The organism is Staphylococcus sp. HMSC36A10 (assembly GCF_001838845.1).
Lineage (GTDB): Bacteria > Bacillota > Bacilli > Staphylococcales > Staphylococcaceae > Staphylococcus > Staphylococcus aureus.
The window spans coordinates 189,550-206,921 of record NZ_KV839130.1 but is presented as its reverse complement, the minus strand read 5'-3'; the positions used below and the strand labels follow the sequence as shown (position 1 = coordinate 206,921).

The 17,372-nt window shown below is 32.4% G+C and carries 20 protein-coding genes and 1 riboswitch; of the genes, 2 read left to right on the top strand and 18 right to left on the bottom strand.

The window, feature by feature from the left end; all coding sequences use genetic code 11:
• Nucleotides 1–194 precede the first annotated feature (194 nt).
• The 11 genes from ndk to cmk form a co-directional block, all read right to left on the bottom strand.
• On the bottom strand, nt 195–644 hold the full coding sequence (gene ndk, locus HMPREF3247_RS13120) for a nucleoside-diphosphate kinase (protein ID WP_000442480.1): 450 nt from the start codon (nt 642–644) through the stop codon (nt 195–197).
• A 91-nt stretch (nt 645–735) separates the two neighbouring features.
• Nucleotides 736–1,695 (bottom strand): polyprenyl synthetase family protein, encoded by a 960-nt coding sequence (locus HMPREF3247_RS13115; RefSeq protein ID WP_001096482.1) that lies wholly within the window; start codon nt 1,693–1,695, stop codon nt 736–738.
• A 1-nt stretch (nt 1,696) separates the two neighbouring features.
• The gene (locus tag HMPREF3247_RS13110) at nt 1,697–2,422 is read right to left on the bottom strand and encodes a demethylmenaquinone methyltransferase (RefSeq protein ID WP_000774684.1); all 726 of its coding nucleotides are present in this window, start codon (nt 2,420–2,422) and stop codon (nt 1,697–1,699) included.
• 2 nt (nt 2,423–2,424) lie between these two features.
• Nucleotides 2,425–2,997, bottom strand: a complete 573-nt coding sequence (locus HMPREF3247_RS13105) for a heptaprenyl diphosphate synthase component 1 (protein ID WP_000450555.1) — start codon at nt 2,995–2,997, stop codon at nt 2,425–2,427.
• A gap of 430 nt (nt 2,998–3,427) precedes the next feature.
• Entirely contained in the window at nt 3,428–3,700 is a 273-nt protein-coding gene (locus HMPREF3247_RS13095) for an HU family DNA-binding protein (protein ID WP_001043863.1), read from the bottom strand.
• Nucleotides 3,701–3,870: 170 nt separating this feature from the next.
• Nucleotides 3,871–4,869, bottom strand: coding sequence for an NAD(P)H-dependent glycerol-3-phosphate dehydrogenase (locus HMPREF3247_RS13090; protein WP_000161738.1), 999 nt, complete (start codon nt 4,867–4,869; stop codon nt 3,871–3,873).
• A gap of 16 nt (nt 4,870–4,885) precedes the next feature.
• A complete protein-coding gene (der, locus tag HMPREF3247_RS13085) occupies nt 4,886–6,196 on the bottom strand; it encodes a ribosome biogenesis GTPase Der (RefSeq protein ID WP_000165530.1) in 1,311 nt (436 codons plus the stop codon).
• A gap of 221 nt (nt 6,197–6,417) precedes the next feature.
• Nucleotides 6,418–7,593: a 30S ribosomal protein S1 gene (gene rpsA / locus HMPREF3247_RS13080; protein ID WP_000133954.1), complete on the bottom strand. Its 1,176-nt coding sequence runs from the start codon at nt 7,591–7,593 to the stop codon at nt 6,418–6,420.
• A 256-nt stretch (nt 7,594–7,849) separates the two neighbouring features.
• A complete protein-coding gene (locus HMPREF3247_RS13075; RefSeq protein WP_001789944.1) occupies nt 7,850–8,041 on the bottom strand; it encodes a hypothetical protein in 192 nt (63 codons plus the stop codon).
• Nucleotides 8,042–8,157: 116 nt separating this feature from the next.
• Nucleotides 8,158–8,274: a hypothetical protein gene (locus HMPREF3247_RS13065; protein WP_001789945.1), complete on the bottom strand. Its 117-nt coding sequence runs from the start codon at nt 8,272–8,274 to the stop codon at nt 8,158–8,160.
• Between the two features lie 30 nt (nt 8,275–8,304).
• Nucleotides 8,305–8,964: a (d)CMP kinase gene (gene cmk, locus HMPREF3247_RS13060; RefSeq protein ID WP_000644391.1), complete on the bottom strand. Its 660-nt coding sequence runs from the start codon at nt 8,962–8,964 to the stop codon at nt 8,305–8,307.
• A gap of 76 nt (nt 8,965–9,040) precedes the next feature.
• On the opposite strand from cmk, the gene HMPREF3247_RS13055 reads away from it, so the two are divergent.
• Nucleotides 9,041–10,009 carry an asparaginase gene (locus HMPREF3247_RS13055; RefSeq protein WP_000681756.1) on the top strand — a complete coding sequence of 323 codons (969 nt, stop codon included), beginning with the start codon at nt 9,041–9,043 and terminating at the stop codon, nt 10,007–10,009.
• 114 nt (nt 10,010–10,123) lie between these two features.
• Here the strand turns inward: HMPREF3247_RS13055 and ypdA are convergent, their stop codons facing one another.
• The 5 genes from ypdA to HMPREF3247_RS13030 all read right to left on the bottom strand — a co-directional run bounded on the left by ypdA (nt 10,124) and on the right by HMPREF3247_RS13030 (nt 15,447).
• Nucleotides 10,124–11,110, bottom strand: coding sequence for a bacillithiol disulfide reductase YpdA (gene ypdA / locus HMPREF3247_RS13050; protein WP_001174260.1), 987 nt, complete (start codon nt 11,108–11,110; stop codon nt 10,124–10,126).
• Nucleotides 11,111–11,270: 160 nt separating this feature from the next.
• The gene (locus HMPREF3247_RS13045) at nt 11,271–11,387 is read right to left on the bottom strand and encodes a hypothetical protein (protein WP_031864479.1); all 117 of its coding nucleotides are present in this window, start codon (nt 11,385–11,387) and stop codon (nt 11,271–11,273) included.
• A 124-nt stretch (nt 11,388–11,511) separates the two neighbouring features.
• Complete coding sequence (gene ebpS / locus HMPREF3247_RS13040) at nt 11,512–12,972, bottom strand: elastin-binding protein EbpS (RefSeq protein ID WP_070866250.1); 1,461 nt, start codon at nt 12,970–12,972, stop codon at nt 11,512–11,514.
• Between the two features lie 152 nt (nt 12,973–13,124).
• A complete protein-coding gene (locus HMPREF3247_RS13035; protein ID WP_000902123.1) occupies nt 13,125–14,504 on the bottom strand; it encodes a RecQ family ATP-dependent DNA helicase in 1,380 nt (459 codons plus the stop codon).
• Nucleotides 14,494–15,447 carry a YpbB family protein gene (locus HMPREF3247_RS13030; protein ID WP_001163797.1) on the bottom strand — a complete coding sequence of 318 codons (954 nt, stop codon included), beginning with the start codon at nt 15,445–15,447 and terminating at the stop codon, nt 14,494–14,496. The genes HMPREF3247_RS13035 and HMPREF3247_RS13030 overlap by 11 nt, the downstream gene beginning before the upstream one ends.
• Nucleotides 15,448–15,554: 107 nt before the next feature.
• Between HMPREF3247_RS13030 and HMPREF3247_RS13025 the strand changes: the two genes are divergently transcribed.
• Nucleotides 15,555–15,803, top strand: a complete 249-nt coding sequence (locus HMPREF3247_RS13025; RefSeq protein WP_001151997.1) for a ferredoxin — start codon at nt 15,555–15,557, stop codon at nt 15,801–15,803.
• Between the two features lie 105 nt (nt 15,804–15,908).
• On the opposite strand, the gene HMPREF3247_RS13020 is transcribed toward HMPREF3247_RS13025, so the two are convergent.
• Together HMPREF3247_RS13020 and HMPREF3247_RS15055 are read right to left on the bottom strand one after the other, a co-directional pair.
• The gene (locus tag HMPREF3247_RS13020) at nt 15,909–16,454 is read right to left on the bottom strand and encodes an ECF transporter S component (protein ID WP_001186912.1); all 546 of its coding nucleotides are present in this window, start codon (nt 16,452–16,454) and stop codon (nt 15,909–15,911) included.
• A gap of 61 nt (nt 16,455–16,515) precedes the next feature.
• A riboswitch (FMN riboswitch) is annotated at nt 16,516–16,650 on the bottom strand.
• Nucleotides 16,651–16,863: 213 nt separating this feature from the next.
• The coding region (locus HMPREF3247_RS15055) for a DUF1672 family protein (RefSeq protein ID WP_142349036.1) at nt 16,864–17,372 on the bottom strand (509 nt) is incomplete at its 5' end.

Here is a 17,372-nt window from a genome sequence, read left to right as displayed (position 1 = left end):
TCTCTGTTAAGTTTCATTTGATAAAGAATATTCCTCTCTTTTTAATACGTGTTACCAAAAAAACTATAAAATTTTTCAAGTAATTTACTACAACATAAAAAACGGGCCTTGTTATGTATAATCATAATGACTAACCACATAACAAAACCCTTTCTACCTTTATAAATAAATCGTAAAGGTTTACAGTTTAAATTTTATTCATATAACCATGCATCACGTGGTGAAGCATAGCTAGTAATTTCATTTTCATTAAACCATAGATTAATTTCACGTTCAGCAGACTCTAATGAATCTGAACCGTGAATGATATTTCTACCAACAGTTAAACCTAAGTCACCTCTAATTGATCCTGGTGAAGCTTCTGAAGGATTTGTGCTGCCAATAATATGTCTAGATACATTAACTGCATCTTCACCTTCAACTACCATTGCGAACACTGGTGCTGATGTAATAAATGAAATTAAATCATTATAAAATGGTTTACCTTGGTGTTCACCATAATGTGTTTCAGCAAGTTCCATTGGTACTTGCATTAATTTACCACCGACAAGTTTAAGTCCTTTTCGTTCAATTCTTGAAATTACTTCACCAATTAGATTTCTTTGTACTGCATCTGGTTTAATCATTAAAAATGTACGTTCCACTTTATGTATCCCCCTGTGTTTAATAGGTTTATGTATATTACTATTATATATTAACAGGTTGGTAAAGCGCTTTCAATACTTTTCATAAATACTACGTGTTTCTTGAACCCATTTTTTTCGTCAAACTTAAAAGTAGTGATTTCGGATGTCCATCTGGTAACTCAGAAATCAAATCCAAAGCTTTACTTAAATACTTCGAACTTACTGACTTAGCCTCATCGATGCTGTCAGATTTTCTAATGATTTGGATACATTCTTCAAATTCTTTACGTTCACTATCACGACGTAATTGTTCAATTTTCAATTTGAAGTCTGGGTTTTTACGCATTTCTAATAAAATCGGTAACGTAATATGACCATTAAGCAAATCACTTCCGACCGGCTTACCTAATTTCTTTTCGGTACTTGTGAAGTCTAATACATCATCAATGATTTGGAAGCTCATACCTATATAATGACCAATCATTTTCAATTTTCGTACAGTCTCTTTATCAGATTGAGATGTAATTGCACCAACTTCAGTTGATAATTGAATTAACAGTGCTGTTTTGCGATTGATACGTCGTAAATAATTGATAATTGTCTGTTGACTGTTAAATTGGTCTTGAAATTGGAAAAGTTCCCCTCTACAAACATCAACGATAGATTCAGATATTAATTGATGTACACGATTATCTTTAACTGCCATTAAGTGTTCAAGTCCTAATGCCAATAAAAAATTCCCAGTTAAAATAGCAGTTGTCTGATCCCATTTCTTTGATATGGTTAACTTGCCTCGACGCTTGTCGCTTTTATCAATAACGTCATCATGAACAAGTGTTGCCATATGAATTAACTCTAATGCGACTGCAACTTGATACGTTTGTTCAGACGTTTGTTCATCTTTGCCAAATTGGCTACTCAGAATAACAAATGCTGGGCGTACTCTTTTACCACCAGAAGACAATAAGTGTAATGATGCCTGTTCTAATACAGAATCTTTACTTTTTATTGCCTTTTCAAGTCGTTGTTCCACTTTCTTAATTTCATTGTTCATGTTTAACTTTGCCACGTTAATCACCTTTGGTATTATCTTTTTCTTTATAGCCAAGGTGCATTGCAGCAACGCCCCCTGTAAAACTACGTACTCTTACATTTATGAAACCTGCTTCTTCAAACATGCGCTTCAACTCTTCTTTTCCAGGAAAATTAAACGTAGATTGCTGTAACCATTCATATTCTTCTTTTGATTTTGCAAATAATTTTCCAAAAATAGGCATAACAAATTTAAAGTATAATGCATACATTTGTTTAAAGACTGGCAAAGTTGGTTGGCTCGTTTCAAGACATACCACCATACCACCTGGTTTAAGTACTCTATTCATTTCTTTTAACGCGACTAAATAGTCTGGCACATTTCTTAATCCAAACCCAATTGTTACATAATCAAAAGAATTGTCTTCAAACGGCAATTCCATTGCATCACCATGAACAAGTTTAACATTTTCCATTGAAGCAGTTTTTTCTTTTCCTACTTCTAACATATTCTCACTAAAGTCAATACCAGTAACTTCACCTGTTGGTCCTACAGCTTTGCTTAATGCGATTGTCCAATCACCAGTACCACAACAAACATCTAATGCTTTCGTCCCTTTTCTAACGCCCATGTCTTTCATGACGCGTTTTCTCCATACTTTATGCTGCTCAAAACTAATAATATTATTTAATCTATCATATTTTTTTGAAATATTTTGAAAAACGCGATGTACTTGCTCTTTATTTGCTTTATTGTCAGCCATGCTTAATTACCTCTACTTTTTAAATAACTTTTTTGGATATCGTGTAAGTAATGCTTTACTTCACTTTGATTATATTTCTTGAAGTATGATGGATAGTAATCAGACATATCTTCAAATAAATAATTATATATTTCCGACTCATCAATATTGATACCGAAATGAGATAACGTAATATATGGGAAAAGTGTTTCAATTTTTACTATTGCTTGAGAAATTTCATAATCATTTAAAGCTTGATGATGTAATGAAGATTTCAATTCATTAATTTCAACAATTGCTTTACTAATTTCATTTTGAAATGATAAATCATTGATTTCTGCTAGTAGCGTATAAAAATGTGCACTAATTAAATCTCCAATCAAAATGGAATGTTTAGACAAATGATTATATGTAATGTCATCAAGGTGTCTCATTGATGTGTCAATTGTGAGGCATGCTACTTTGGCAACATCTGGAATATCATATGAATCAAGTAACTTACCTAACCGATGATTAATATTAATGGATTCATATTCTGATACACCCTTTAATCTTTCTTCTATTTGTCTTTCCAATTTGCTAACAGTTGTTTCCATGTCTACACCTCACGATATTATCACTATTCATATTAACATTATATGTAAGAAATTAAAATCTTTTGAAGCATTAAGATTACTTATCATTTTTAAATTTCAATTTAAACTAACAGTAATTTATGTAGCTTTTGTAATTCTCATAATAACCTTTACTTCATTTACATTATTCATCTTTTTAAATAACGTAAAATACTATAGTAGACATGGTTACCTTTTAAGTAAATTCAACGCTAACAATTAATCTCATTATTCATATGTATATTTTGTAGTTGCTATTTTTATCAAAACTATTATGTCATGTAATATTTTGAACGCTTAAACAATGAATGTTCCAAAGATTAAAAACTTAGAAGAACATTACAATTTATGTACAGGTTGTAAGTATTAAAAGCAAAATAAAAAGCCCTTATTCAGGGCTTTTTAAGTAAAATTATTTTACAGCATCTTTTAATGCTTTACCAGCTTTGAATGCTGGAACTTTACTTGCTGGGATATCAATTTCTTTACCAGTTTGAGGGTTACGACCTTTACGTGCAGCACGTTCACGTACCTCAAAGTTACCGAAACCAATTAATTGTACTTTTTCACCTTTAGCAAGTGAGTTTTGGATTGATTCGAATACAGCATCTACTGCTGAACCAGCTTCTTTTTTAGTTAAATCAGCTTGCTCTGCAACTGCATTGATTAAATCTGTTTTGTTCATTAGACATTCACCTCCTGAGGTTTGATAATGATATGTTTATATCATTATGGTAAAACTTTAACACAAGCATTACATAAATCGCAATCATTTATGTGGCAAAAACGTTGAATTTAAGCCATTTCTATTCATTTTACGTAATTATTAGCCGTATATGTGTAATAATACACATTTTATTCAGATTTTTTATCGCGCTCCATTAAATCTTTTACGCATTCTTTTACTGAGATATTTTCAAATAATACTCTATATAATGCATTTGTAATTGGCATATCCACATTTTTTTCTTTAGCTAAATGATAAACTGATTTAGTTGTATAAATACCTTCAACAACCATATTCATTTCAGATAATGCTTGATCCATTGATTCACCTTGTCCAAGTTTATATCCTAATGTGAAATTCCGAGAATGTGTTGATGTGCAAGTAACGATTAAGTCACCGATACCACCTAAACCTAGAAATGTCATAGGATCGGCACCTAACTTTTCACCTAATCTACTAATTTCCGCTAAGCCACGAGTCATTAATGCAGCTTTTGCATTATCACCGTAGCCAATTCCAGCTACGATACCACTTGCTACTGCGATGATATTTTTCAATGCACCACCAAGTTCAACACCAATCAAGTCATCATTCGTGTACACACGCAAATAATCATTCATAAATAAATCTTGCGTTAATTTACTTACACTTTTATCTTTTGATGAAGCAGCAACTGTAGTTGGTTGCTTGACTACAACTTCTTCCGCATGACTTGGCCCTGACAACACGCCAATACCTGCATTATATTCAGGTGAAATAGAATCTTCAATCATTTCTGACACACGTTTAAACGTCCCATTTTCAATACCTTTAGCAACATGTATAAAAGTCTTTTTAGAGGTCAGCTTATCATTAATTTGAGAAGCAACTTCTCGCATTGCTTTAGTAGGTAAAGCCATTAAGTAAATATCTGCAAATTGAATTGCTTTGGTCATATCTGAAGTAGCGATGATGTTAACATCTAATTTCGCGTATTTTAAATACTTTTTATTTGTATGACATGTATTTAATTCATCAACAGCATCTTGATTTTTACCCCACATCAAAACATCATGTCCATTTTCTGCAAGAACATTGGCAAGGGCTGTCCCAAAACTTCCCATACCAAAAACGGTAATTTTAGTCATTGTTATCCCCCAATCGTTAATTTCTCTTTCGAGCTATAATATGAATTGGTGTACCTTCAAAACCAAAAGCGGCACGGATTTGATTCTCTAAATAGCGTTTATAAGAAAAATGCATTAATTCTACATCATTAACAAATACAACAAATGTCGGTGGTTCTATAGCAACTTGTGTTGCATAAAAGACATTCAAACGTCTACCTTTGTCTGTTGGTGTAGGGTTCATGGAAATTGCATCAGTAACGACTTCATTTAAAGTTGAACTTTGAACACGTTTTTTATGGTTTTCACTTGCTTCATTAATGTAAGGGAATAATGTACGTAATCTTGTGCGTTCTTTAGCAGACACAAAAGCAATTTGTGCATAATCTAAAAATTGGAATTCTTTACGTACTTCATCTTCAAATTTCTTCATCGTTTTACTATCTTTTTCCACAGTATCCCATTTATTTACGACAATCACGACTGCTTTACCTTGTTCATGTGCATATCCTGCAACGCGTTTATCTTGTTCAATAATGCCTTGTTCTGCATCAATGACCACTAAAACAACATTTGAACGTTCAATCGCTTTTAAAGCTCTTAATACTGAATATTTCTCAGTTGATTCATATACTTTTCCTTTTTTACGCATACCAGCAGTATCGATTAAAACATAATCTTGTCCATCATAACTATACTCTGTATCAATAGCGTCTCTCGTTGTCCCTGCAACATTAGAAACGATAACGCGATCTTCACCTAAAATAGCATTTACTAAACTTGATTTACCTACGTTTGGTCGTCCAATAATGGATAGTCGAATTGTATCTTCATCATAAGGATCTTCTTCCTCTTCACCAAAATGAGAAACAACTGCATCTAACAAGTCACCAAGACCTAAACCATGTGACCCTGATATCGGATACGGTTCACCAAATCCTAATGAATAGAAATCATACACGTCTGTACGCATTTCCATATTATCTACTTTGTTAACCGCTAATACGACCGGTTTTTTAGATTTGTATAAAATTTGAGCGACCATTTCATCGCTTTGTGTCAATCCTTCACGCACGTTAACCATAAAAATAATAACATCCGCTTCATCTATGGCGATTTCTGCCTGCGCTCTAATTTGTGTTTGGAATGGTGCATCACCAATTTCAATACCACCTGTATCAATAATATTGAAATCATGTGTTAACCATTCACCTGAAGAATAAATACGATCTCGTGTTACACCTGGCGTGTCTTCCACAATCGAAACACGTTCTCCAACTATTCTATTAAAAATTGTAGATTTACCTACATTAGGCCTACCTACAATAGCTACTATAGGTTTAGTCATAAGCTAACTTCCTCTCTTTCTTATATCTTTTTAATAATATCACATGAGACTGTGTATTCAAAATGAGTTTATTACTGTAATGATAAAAATCAGCACTTAAAACTTTATCTTTTTAAACACTTAGTTAAATTTGTCCACGTTATCATTCCGAGTATATTTTGTTACATAAAAATACTCCACATGCAATCATAAACATGTGGAGTTGACTATTAAATATTAAATTATAGTTTAAGATTTTTAAGTTTATCACCAATCATATCGCCAATTGTTGGATTATCTTCTTCTTCGTTTTCTAAGTACGCCTTAGTCGTAGAAGGATCACTTTCAACAACATCTTCGTTTGGTAATGTTGCTTTAATAGATAGTGATACTCTTTCATTCTCTTCATCAATACCTAATATTTTAACATTTACTTGTTGACCAGGTTCTAACACTTCACCTGGCGTACCAATGTGTTTGTGTGCAATTTCAGAAATATGTACAAGTCCTTGTACACCTGGTGCAATTTCAACAAATGCACCAAAGTTTGCCAATCTTACTACGACACCTTCAATGACATCATTTTCGTGGAATTGACCTTTAATATTTTCGAAAGGTGTTGGTAACGTATCTTTGATTGATAATGAAATACGTTCTGTATCTCTATCAATAGATTTAATTTTAACTTTAACATCTTGACCAATTGAAACTACTTCTTCTGGTGTTTGAACATGTTCGTGAGAAAGTTCAGATACATGCACTAAACCATCAACACCGCCAATGTCTATAAATGCACCAAATTGAGTTAAACGCGCTACTTTACCATCAATAACATCGCCTTCATTTAAAGATTGTAATAATTGATCTTTTTTAGCATCGTTTTCTTCTTGTTCAACTGCTTTACGGCTTAAAATGACTCTATTATTTTCAGGATCCAATTCTTCAACTTTAATACGAATTGTTTGTCCATCAAACACAGAGAAATCCTCAATGAAGTCTGTTGAAATTAGTGAAGCCGGAACAAAACCTCTTTGTCCTACATCAACAACCAAACCACCTTTAACTACTTCTGTTACTTTCGCTTCGATGATTTCATTATTATCTAATTTTTCTTGTAAATAACTATAAGACTTCTCAGTTTCAAGTTGTCTTCTAGATAAGATGTAAGCTCCAGTTTCATTTTCTTCATCAAACTCAACTTTAGTGACATATGCTTCAACTTCGTCGCCCTCTTTTACAACTTCACTTGGGCTATCAATATGATGCGTAGATAGTTGACTAATAGGAATAATCCCATTAAATTTACCACCGTTGATATGAACAACAACTTGCTTGTCTTCAACTTGTTGTACCTCGCCAGTGACTTTGTCACCTTCTTTAATATCGTTAATCATTGATTCATTGAATTCTTCAGTCATCTTGTTTGCCTCCTTATACACTACATATTTATAACATCTTATAAACTGACAGAATTGTCAAGAAATTCTACCTCGATTACATTTTGCGAAATAGTCATATACATAAATATGTCACTTTATCATATTCAAGTCGTCATATCGATAAATATTTATTACAACCATTTTTGTATCAAAGTAATACAGTTTGCTATGTTTATACATATTTTTTGTATAAAAATTAGCATAGCTTACTATTTTGTTTTATAAGTCTGTCATTTCATTGTTCTCTACAAGATATATTATAGTAAAATTTTATACTTTTATAAAACAAAAAGCCACGCAAATAAGCAACTTTTACATTTGAATAGTAAGAAGACCGTATATAGTGCATCTTTCTCGAATTATTACATAGGACATTTTTTGTGACTAAATCAGCTTCTTTTGCAATATTTAGATTTGTAACACTCATTTTCTTACCATTTGTAAAATGCTTTATGAATGTAATGAATTATTTTTGGAATTCTAATAATTCACCTTTATTATTTCTTTTTACTTTTTGAAAAACTTACACAATTCACTGACGCATTAACTTTTACCAAAAATAAAAAGGCAACTTTCATTCATCATTGAATAAAAATCACCTTTTAATTTGAGTAAATCATTATCAGCACATTCATTTTGTATATGCGTTAAGCGTTGCACATTACAAATAGATAGTTATGACTTATTAGATTATTTAATTTGACTCACCATCGCTAAAATTTCGTCAGTAACTTCTTCAATCGACTTGCCTGTCGTATCTAATGTCACTGCATCATCTGCTTTTCTTAATGGTGATATTTCACGGTTCATGTCATATTGATCACGAGCTTCAATATCACGTTTTAAATCTTCAAAATTTGATTCGATACCTCTTAATTGATTATCTTTATATCTTCTTTCTGCTCGCTCTTCAACTGATGCAATCATATATACTTTTAAATCTGCATCTGGTAGCACTACAGTTCCGATATCGCGACCATCCATTACGATACCTTTTTCTGCAGCTAACTCTTTTTGTTTTTTAACGGCGAATGAACGTACTGGCTCTTTAGATGCAACGTATGAAACATGTTGCGTCACATCATTATTTCTTAAAAAGTCTGTTACATCTTCGTTATCTAAAATGACACATTGACCTTTATCTGCTTTATAAGTTAAATCTAATGTTGTTTGGTCAACTAGTTTTGCAAAGTCCTCAGTTTTGTTTAATTTTAAATATTTGTATGTTAATGCACGATACATTGCTCCTGTATCGACATAAATCATTGATAGTTCGCTGGCTACACGTTTCGCAATTGTACTTTTTCCGGCAGCAGCTGGACCATCTAATGCAATATTAATGGCTTTCATGCGTCATTTCCCTTCCTTGTCGTTTTATGAATAATATTTTATCATAATTAGGTAAATTAAATATAGGAGGAAATATATGAAACATCTACTTGTTATTCATACTGGTGGCACCATTAGTATGTCACAAGACCAATCTAATAAAGTAGTAACAAATGATATCAACCCTATTTCAATGCATCAAGATGTCATAAATCAATATGCACAAATAGATGAATTAAATCCTTTTAATGTACCATCACCTCATATGACAATCCAACATGTTAAACAATTAAAGGATATTATTTTAGAAGCAGTAACAAATAAATATTATGATGGTTTCGTTATCACGCATGGTACCGATACGTTAGAAGAAACTGCCTTTTTACTTGATTTAATATTAGGTATCGAGCAACCTGTTGTTATTACTGGCGCAATGCGCTCGTCTAATGAAATTGGTTCTGACGGATTATATAATTATATTTCCGCTATTCGCGTTGCCTCTGATGAAAAGGCCCGTCATAAAGGCGTGATGGTTGTATTTAATGATGAAATTCATACGGCGCGTAATGTTACCAAAACACATACGTCTAATACAAACACATTTCAAAGTCCAAATCATGGTCCGCTAGGTGTATTGACAAAGGATCGTGTGCAATTCCATCATATGCCATATCGCCAACAAGCATTGGAAAATGTCAATGACAAACTAAATGTACCATTAGTAAAAGCATATATGGGTATGCCAGGTGACATTTTTAGTTTTTATAGTCGAGAAGGTATCGATGGTATGGTTATTGAAGCGTTAGGACAAGGCAACATACCTCCAAGCGCATTAGAAGGCATTCAACAATTAGTATCTTTAAATATACCTATTGTGCTAGTTTCACGTTCCTTTAATGGTATTGTGAGTCCAACTTACGCATACGATGGTGGTGGTTACCAACTCGCACAACAAGGTTTTATTTTTTCTAACGGCTTGAATGGTCCAAAAGCAAGATTAAAATTATTAGTCGCGTTAAGCAATAATTTAGATAAAGCTGAAATCAAATCATATTTTGAATTATAATGAATACGTAACATAAAAAGGTCTATGTACAATCATTAGTCATCAACCTCATTTGACATATCATGAATGTCAGTCGTTGTAAAACTAAGTTATTTAGTACATAGACCTTTATTTTTATGATTCTAAGGGCGTTTGTTTCTTAGCTAGCATGCTTTGAGCAATAATGCCCCCGTGGAATTTACCATTTTCAATAAAAATGGTATTCGCATCGTTCCCTGCAGCAATTACACCTGCAATATAGCAATTTTCGATATTTGTTTCGTATGTTTCTTTATTATACATAGGCGCTGTTCCAAATTCATTTGTATTAATTTGAATGCCTACAGATTTTAAAAATTCATAATCGGGATGATAACCAATCATCGCAAATACATAATCATTGTGTATCGTTTTACTTTCACCATTTACTTCATAAGTCACAGTATCTTCAGTTATTTGGGTAACATTAGCATTAAATTCCATGTCAATTTTTTCATGATTTACTAATGCTGTGAAATTTGGAAGTATCCACGGTTTAATTGAAGGCGAATAATCTCCACCACGATATAGAACCGTCACGTTAGCACCAGCTTTTTCCAACTCCAAAGCAGCATCGATAGCCGAATTCTTACCACCGATAATTACAACATCTTGATCAAAATACGGATGTGCCTCTTTAAAATAATGGAACACTTTAGGTAAATCCGCACCTTCAACTTCTAATGTATTATGCTGACCATAATAGCCTGTCGCGATTGTTAAAAATCGACATTCATAAACATCTTTCGTCGTAGTAATAGTAAATTTATTATTCATTTTTTTAACAGTTAATACTTCTTCAAATGCATTTACTTTTAATTGATGATGTTTTACAACTTCTCGGTAATAAACTAGCGCTTGATTACGTCTTGGTTTACTTTCTTCAACGATAAACGGTACGTCCCCAATACTTAATTTATCACTTGATGAGAAAAATGTTTGGTGAGTAGGATAATTGTAGATTGATTCAACGACATTACCCTTTTCAATAATTAAGGTATCAATACCTTTTCTTTTTTGTTCAATAGCCGCACTTAATCCGCATGGCCCTCCACCAATTATGATACTTTCAACTTTTTGCATTGTTTCGGCCTCCTTTAATCCCAAACTATTATAACAGTTCAGTGATTGATGCGCTAAGTCTGTGCTTGAAGATTTATGATATATTTTTGACAATTTGTTTAATGTGCATAGAGAATTGTTAGCTACGGAGTTGAATAACACTACAATTTAATATGTTGATTTATTTTTTATTCTTCCTCGTTAAATTTGTTGATTGTGGTGTTTTATCTTTTTGATGACTATTTAAAAAGTTTAATTGATATGCCAATATTCGAGACAAGACCTTGTTAAATAACAAACTTTGAAAAATGAAAAAACCGCTACATACTTATAAGCGCAATTTAAGTTCTCCAAAATATTTAGAGATACTTATAATATGCACGTTTGTATATAGCAGTTCAGTTACAATTTATATAGTTATATTATGGAATAACGATTTGTTGACCGTTTCTAATATTGTTACCACTTAAACCATTGGCACGTCTAATTTTTTCAACATTTTCCGGTGAACCTGAACCGTAGTATTGAATTGCGATACGGTATAAGTTTTCTTGACCATTCACTGTATGTCTTTGGCCACCACCTTGACGTTGTTGTTGCTGTTGTTGATTTTGATTAGCTTGTTGTTGATTTTGATTATTTTGTGCTTGATTGTTCGCTTGATTAGCGTTGTTTTGATCATTATCAGATTCATCTTTAGTCGCTTTGTCTTGATCCTCTTTTGATTTATCACTGTCTGTAGATTTTGATTTATCTTTAGAAGCGTCTTTAGATGTGTCTTTGTCTTTACTTTCATCAGCATTATTTTTATTTGTATTCGCGATTTTATTTTCTTTTGTACCATTATTATGATTGTTTAATGCCATGCCTCCAAATATCGCTAATGCACCGATAATTAGTACAGCTGCAATTAATGGTAACAATACTTTGGCCATGCCACCTTTTTTACGTTCTTTATCTCTGTCATGATTGTCATGTTCATCATGGTTTTGGCTTGCATTATTAGAGGCATGTGGTTTTGAAGCGGCAGAAGCACTTTTACTTGCTGCGCCTCCAGCCAAACCTGCTGTTCCAGCACCGATCGCTGCACCTTTTTTGCCATTATGATGATCTTTAGACTTATCTTGAGACGCTTTATCCTCAGTCGAGTTATTCGCCTTGCCAGAATTACTTTTGTTTTGAGCGTCATTTGAATGTTTCTTAGCTTTAGAAGCAGCCATTGCACCAGCTGCACCTGCAACACCTGCTGTTCCAGCACCAATAGCTGCTGCTTTTTTACCATTATGATGTTCTTTAGGTTCATCTTGATCTTGTTTTACAGAATCATTATCATGTTCATTTTTTGATGTTTCTGATTGGTTAGCACCTGTTGTAAAATATGGTTTAGGTTGCTGAGATTGTTCAGCTTCACTCTTATCAGAAACTGTTGAATGCTCAGTGTTATTTTCTGCATCTTTAATAGTCTCGTGTTTATCATTGTCTTCGATTGGTTCTGGATGTGATTTATCCATTGCAAAAGCATTCTTATTATAATATTCCTCTTCATGTTGAGGTGTACTGTCTTGATGGCTAGGTTCTTGACTTTCAGTACTGTGTGATGATTCGACTTGACGATCATCTATTGTGCCAGCCTCATTTTGAACATTGTCTTCAGATGTTTGTGATTCATTGTGAACTTGTTTATTATGATTCGTTGCTAAATCACGGCGTCTTTTTCTTCTTTGGGCATTTCTTGGCGGAAACTGTTGCTCCGTATTCTCTATTGTATCCTGATGTTCTAATTCTGATTGGTTTTTTTCAACATCTTCCGTATGGTCTTGATGTGAATTTGTGTCTATCGATTGACGATTTTTTTCAAAGTCATCTTTAAAATTATTAGACATAGCCATCTTCCTTTCTATTCTATTACAATGATTTTACATAAAATATACCCACATGACATATGTTTATGTATATTTTTCAAAATTATTTCAATCATTTTTCAATTGTGTATACACTAATTATAGCTTGTCAATTTTCTTTTAGTAAAGTAATACTATCTGAGAAATAAATTTTGCAACTTTTCATCAAATCCAATACTTCTAATTACCTTCTTCTTATTTAAAATTGCGATATCAGTTATATTAGAATCATTGTCACAACATCGATCTTGTGCCGGTGGATATTCACCGAAAAATTCTAATAAATACTTCCGTCTACATTGATCCAATTTGCAATAGCCAATCATGCGAAAGAATCCTAATTGCTTTCGTTTAAATGATTGCTTAAATATCTGTTTCAAGGCGCCGATACTATAGAATGAATGCAACGTTGTCAAAACGTCTTGTTTATCGGGAGCTAAAAATTCTCCTATTTCGAAATTTTGTACATCTTCTTCTGTTATCATATCTGCAAATAATAACGTTTCTAAAATATATTTATCGTCCGGTTGGAATAAACTAATTGCCTGACTTAGTTCACCATCGCGACCCGCACGGCCAATTTCTTGAATGTAGTTAGAAGGACTTGTTGAAAGATGAAAGTGAATGATTGTGCGAATATCTTTTTTATTAATTCCCATACCAAAAGCACTCGTTGCGACTATAATCGGAATATCATTATTTAAAAATTGTTGTTGAACTGTGTGTCGCTCTTGATAATTCATATCACCATGATATATGCCTGTAAGAAAACCTGAATCATAAATAAGTTGCGCTAAATTCAGACACATCTTTTTCGATGAGACATAAACAATCGTTGGTCCCGACTGTTGTAGAAACGGCAGCAACCATTCAATTTTATCTTCATCATCATGAAAATTAAGATGCTTAAAGCTTATGTTTGGGCGATTCATTGTAGTTTTAATAACATTGAATTGAATCGCTAACATTTCCGTCAAATCATCTTGTAAATGCGGTGGTGCAGTTGCTGTCAATGCTAAGACAACCGCTTCTTTAAAATGCTTTGTTACTTTTCCTATTAGAGCATAATGTGGTCTGAAATCATATCCCCATTCAGATAGGCAATGTGCTTCATCAAGAACAATCATGCCAAAGTCTATCATAGATATTAATTTAAAATTTGACGGTTGCAAGAGAAATTCTGGACTTAGAAAGATGAAACGGCTATGTCGTAAACATTTAATATTATGCTTTTTCTCAATTTCATCCATACCAGAGTGAATACATGTTACACGTTTTTCTCCATTTATTTTCAACTGCATAACTTGGTCATCCATTAAAGATATTAACGGTGAGATAATTAATGTCGGCTTACCTGATAAATACGTAGGTATTTGATAACACAAACTCTTTCCACTTCCAGTCGGAAGAATACCTAGAGTGTGCTGTTGAGACATTATACTTTCTATAATTTCCTGTTGTCCCGGTTTAAAACTCTCGAAGCCAAATTTGTTTCGTAAAATATCATGCAACATTCAGATCACCTCTTTCAAATCCAACGATTAATACTTTTAATTGAAAATATGATAACGTGTCAAATTGTTCTTTGTAAAATTTTAATCGTTCGCCACGATGTTGTTGATAAAAATTCAAAAATTGCAGTTGATCTTCTTGTTCAACATAATCATCGTAATTAGACATGTAACCTTTGATTAAGATTTCAAGTACATGATCTTCGATAGTATTGATTTTAACTTGTTGTTGAGCCGCTATATCTTCCATCGTGAATTGTTCAAGCAATCTTGTATAAGTAATATAAGTTTGGTTTAATAATGTAGGTTTCATTATTATTTTTGATAAAATAGTATATTCTCCACTTTCTAATTCAAACATCATTGTCACTAAATTATTCATTTCGTATTCAAACAATTGCTGTTGAGATAGCTTTTCTATTAAACTAACTTGCTGTCTCGTATACATTGGTTCATCATAGCCTTGCAAATAATAATGTAAGTAACATGGCCCTTTTAAAGTTATTGCTTTAAACAAGTTATGTAGTTCATTTTCAAAATCAATTTGTAATTGGTTTTCTTTAATATAGTTATAGACAATTTTTACAGTTTCTTGTATCTTATTATTTTGAGAGATTGGTACGAAACGATAATCTTGCTGCATAGTATTAGAAATGGTTTGCACTAATAGTTGAATTGCTTGAAATGTTTGCCCCATGCTTTCAAATGTATATCTAGGATGCAACATGATTTCCATTTCAGCATTAAATTCATTGATTTTTTCTAAAAATAGCTCAAAAGACGGATATTTTAATAGTGGTAAACTGTGATATAATGACAACTGTTGTTGACTACAAGCGTCAAAAAAGGTTTGGTGAGATTTCTTACCAACTAAGATATTGTAAATACTTTTATTTGTTTTATAGTTAAATGTTTGTTGTAATGCTGTTTTTATAATGTGTTGCAAATTTAACCCTCACTCTGTAAAACGGATAATTTGAAAATAAAAATGATGCTGTCTAAAATTTTAGTCACATTACTATTTTAGCATTTTTATCAAAGGAGGCGAAGACATTGGCAAAATATACAATCGTTGATATGGATACTTGTATTGCATGTGGTGCATGCGGTGCAGCAGCGCCAGATATATATGATTACGACGACGAAGGTATTGCTTTCGTAATCCTTGACGATAACCAAGGTACTGCAGAAGTACCTGAGGAATTATATGAAGATATGGAAGATGCAATTGATGGATGCCCTACAGATTCTATTAAAATTGCAGACGAATCATTTGATGGGGACGCTTTAAAATTTGAATAATTGATTTTTTAGACAAATGTTCCATAGAAAAAGCAGGCAAGCTATCGTTTATTGATAGTCACCTGCTTTTTATTATTATGTGTATATTATTTTGCTTTAATTTGATTAAATTCTTTTCAAGAAATTCGCAAGCCTTCTATATAGTAAAATAAATACAATAGAAATAACGATACCTTTAATAATATTGAATGGTATAATTCCTGAAACAATGATTACTTTAAGATTATTTGCGATATCAGCTAAGTTAAATATCATACCGTACAAAGGTAATAGAACGAAATAGTTCAAAATACTCAACACGATAGTCATAACGATTGTTGCAATGATTAATCCAGTAATCAAAGATTTTGTTGAACGTTTATTTTTATAGATGGCGTAAGCAGTTAATAAGAAACTTGCGCCTGCTAAAAAGTTAGCAAATGGTCCAACTGGATCGCCCATACTAAATAAGTAGTTCAATAAATTTTTAACCAGTGCAACTACGATACCGGCAACTGGTCCAAACGTAAATGTAGCTAGTAGTGACGGTACATCACTAAAATCTAAAGTTAAGTATGGTGGCAAAAATGGTATAGGAAACTTGATAAAAGTTAACACAAACGCAATCGCGCTCAACATACTTATTGTGATAAGACGTTTATTTTGTTGCATATTCAATTTTCTCCTTCCATTCATCTCGTAAGAATAGGAGGATTATTGCACAACAAAAAACCTCCATCTTCTCCCATCCAGACTATACTGTCGGCTCTAGAATCTCACTAGATCAGCCACTAATATGATACATACTAGCAGGTCGCAGGCTTTATTTACTGCCGGTTGGGAATTACACCCGACCCCGAAGATGAATTTTACATTATTAAATTTAATTCTCATTAATTTTATACTATATATCACAAAACCTCAATAACTATGCTTAAAATGAAAATTAATTAAGTTGGTGATGTATAATGAATTTGCGATTTGCGAGCATTGGTTGGAATGTTGTTTGTTTGATTAATTTTTGAGATGGCTTTTTTGAACCTATCTTTTTATTGTTTTTAGTTTAATCATTCGTGTTAGCTTATTCATGATTAAATACACCTACTTCTATTACATCCTTCTTACTATAATTAGGTCTTGTTGTATTTATATATTTATTAGAAATTTGAAGAGAAACATTCAAATCATGAGGAATATTCTTTTTCTTTTTTAGCACTTCAGAAAAATCAATCATCTCGTCTATTGTATTATCTTTAGTAAAATTATCTTTAGTACTAAATAAAGTTGTAACAACATATGGACGTGATTTATCTTTAAGTTGTTTTTTTGAGTTTCTCATACCGTCCCTAAAAGACTTATCATCCTCTTTGATTAAGGGTTGAAAATACTTTTTATATTCATCTAAAGTATATGGAATTGCAGTCAAATAATAATACTCATTTCTAAAACCACTATTCTGCGTTTTCATAATTGCATTTTCAGTATAACCAGTATATTTATATTTACTTTTATATTCTTTTAAAACTTCTGTTAAATTATCCAACTCTTCCTTATGTGCTCGATATTCAAAGCCACTCAACACTGTACCAA

Coding starts and splice junctions, on each gene's coding strand:
- HMPREF3247_RS13020 (WP_001186912.1), bottom strand. CDS start 16,454: ATGCAACAAAATAAACGTCTTATCACAATAAGTATGTTGAGCGCGATT.
- cmk (WP_000644391.1), bottom strand. CDS start 8,964: ATGAAAGCCATTAATATTGCATTAGATGGTCCAGCTGCTGCCGGAAAA.
- HMPREF3247_RS13110 (WP_000774684.1), bottom strand. CDS start 2,422: ATGGCTGACAATAAAGCAAATAAAGAGCAAGTACATCGCGTTTTTCAA.
- HMPREF3247_RS13090 (WP_000161738.1), bottom strand. CDS start 4,869: ATGACTAAAATTACCGTTTTTGGTATGGGAAGTTTTGGGACAGCCCTT.
- HMPREF3247_RS13035 (WP_000902123.1), bottom strand. CDS start 14,504: ATGTTGCATGATATTTTACGAAACAAATTTGGCTTCGAGAGTTTTAAA.
- rpsA (WP_000133954.1), bottom strand. CDS start 7,593: ATGACTGAAGAATTCAATGAATCAATGATTAACGATATTAAAGAAGGT.
- der (WP_000165530.1), bottom strand. CDS start 6,196: ATGACTAAACCTATAGTAGCTATTGTAGGTAGGCCTAATGTAGGTAAA.
- HMPREF3247_RS13095 (WP_001043863.1), bottom strand. CDS start 3,700: ATGAACAAAACAGATTTAATCAATGCAGTTGCAGAGCAAGCTGATTTA.
- HMPREF3247_RS13075 (WP_001789944.1), bottom strand. CDS start 8,041: ATGAGTGTTACAAATCTAAATATTGCAAAAGAAGCTGATTTAGTCACA.
- HMPREF3247_RS13055 (WP_000681756.1), top strand. CDS start 9,041: ATGAAACATCTACTTGTTATTCATACTGGTGGCACCATTAGTATGTCA.
- ebpS (WP_070866250.1), bottom strand. CDS start 12,972: ATGTCTAATAATTTTAAAGATGACTTTGAAAAAAATCGTCAATCGATA.
- ypdA (WP_001174260.1), bottom strand. CDS start 11,110: ATGCAAAAAGTTGAAAGTATCATAATTGGTGGAGGGCCATGCGGATTA.
- HMPREF3247_RS13105 (WP_000450555.1), bottom strand. CDS start 2,997: ATGGAAACAACTGTTAGCAAATTGGAAAGACAAATAGAAGAAAGATTA.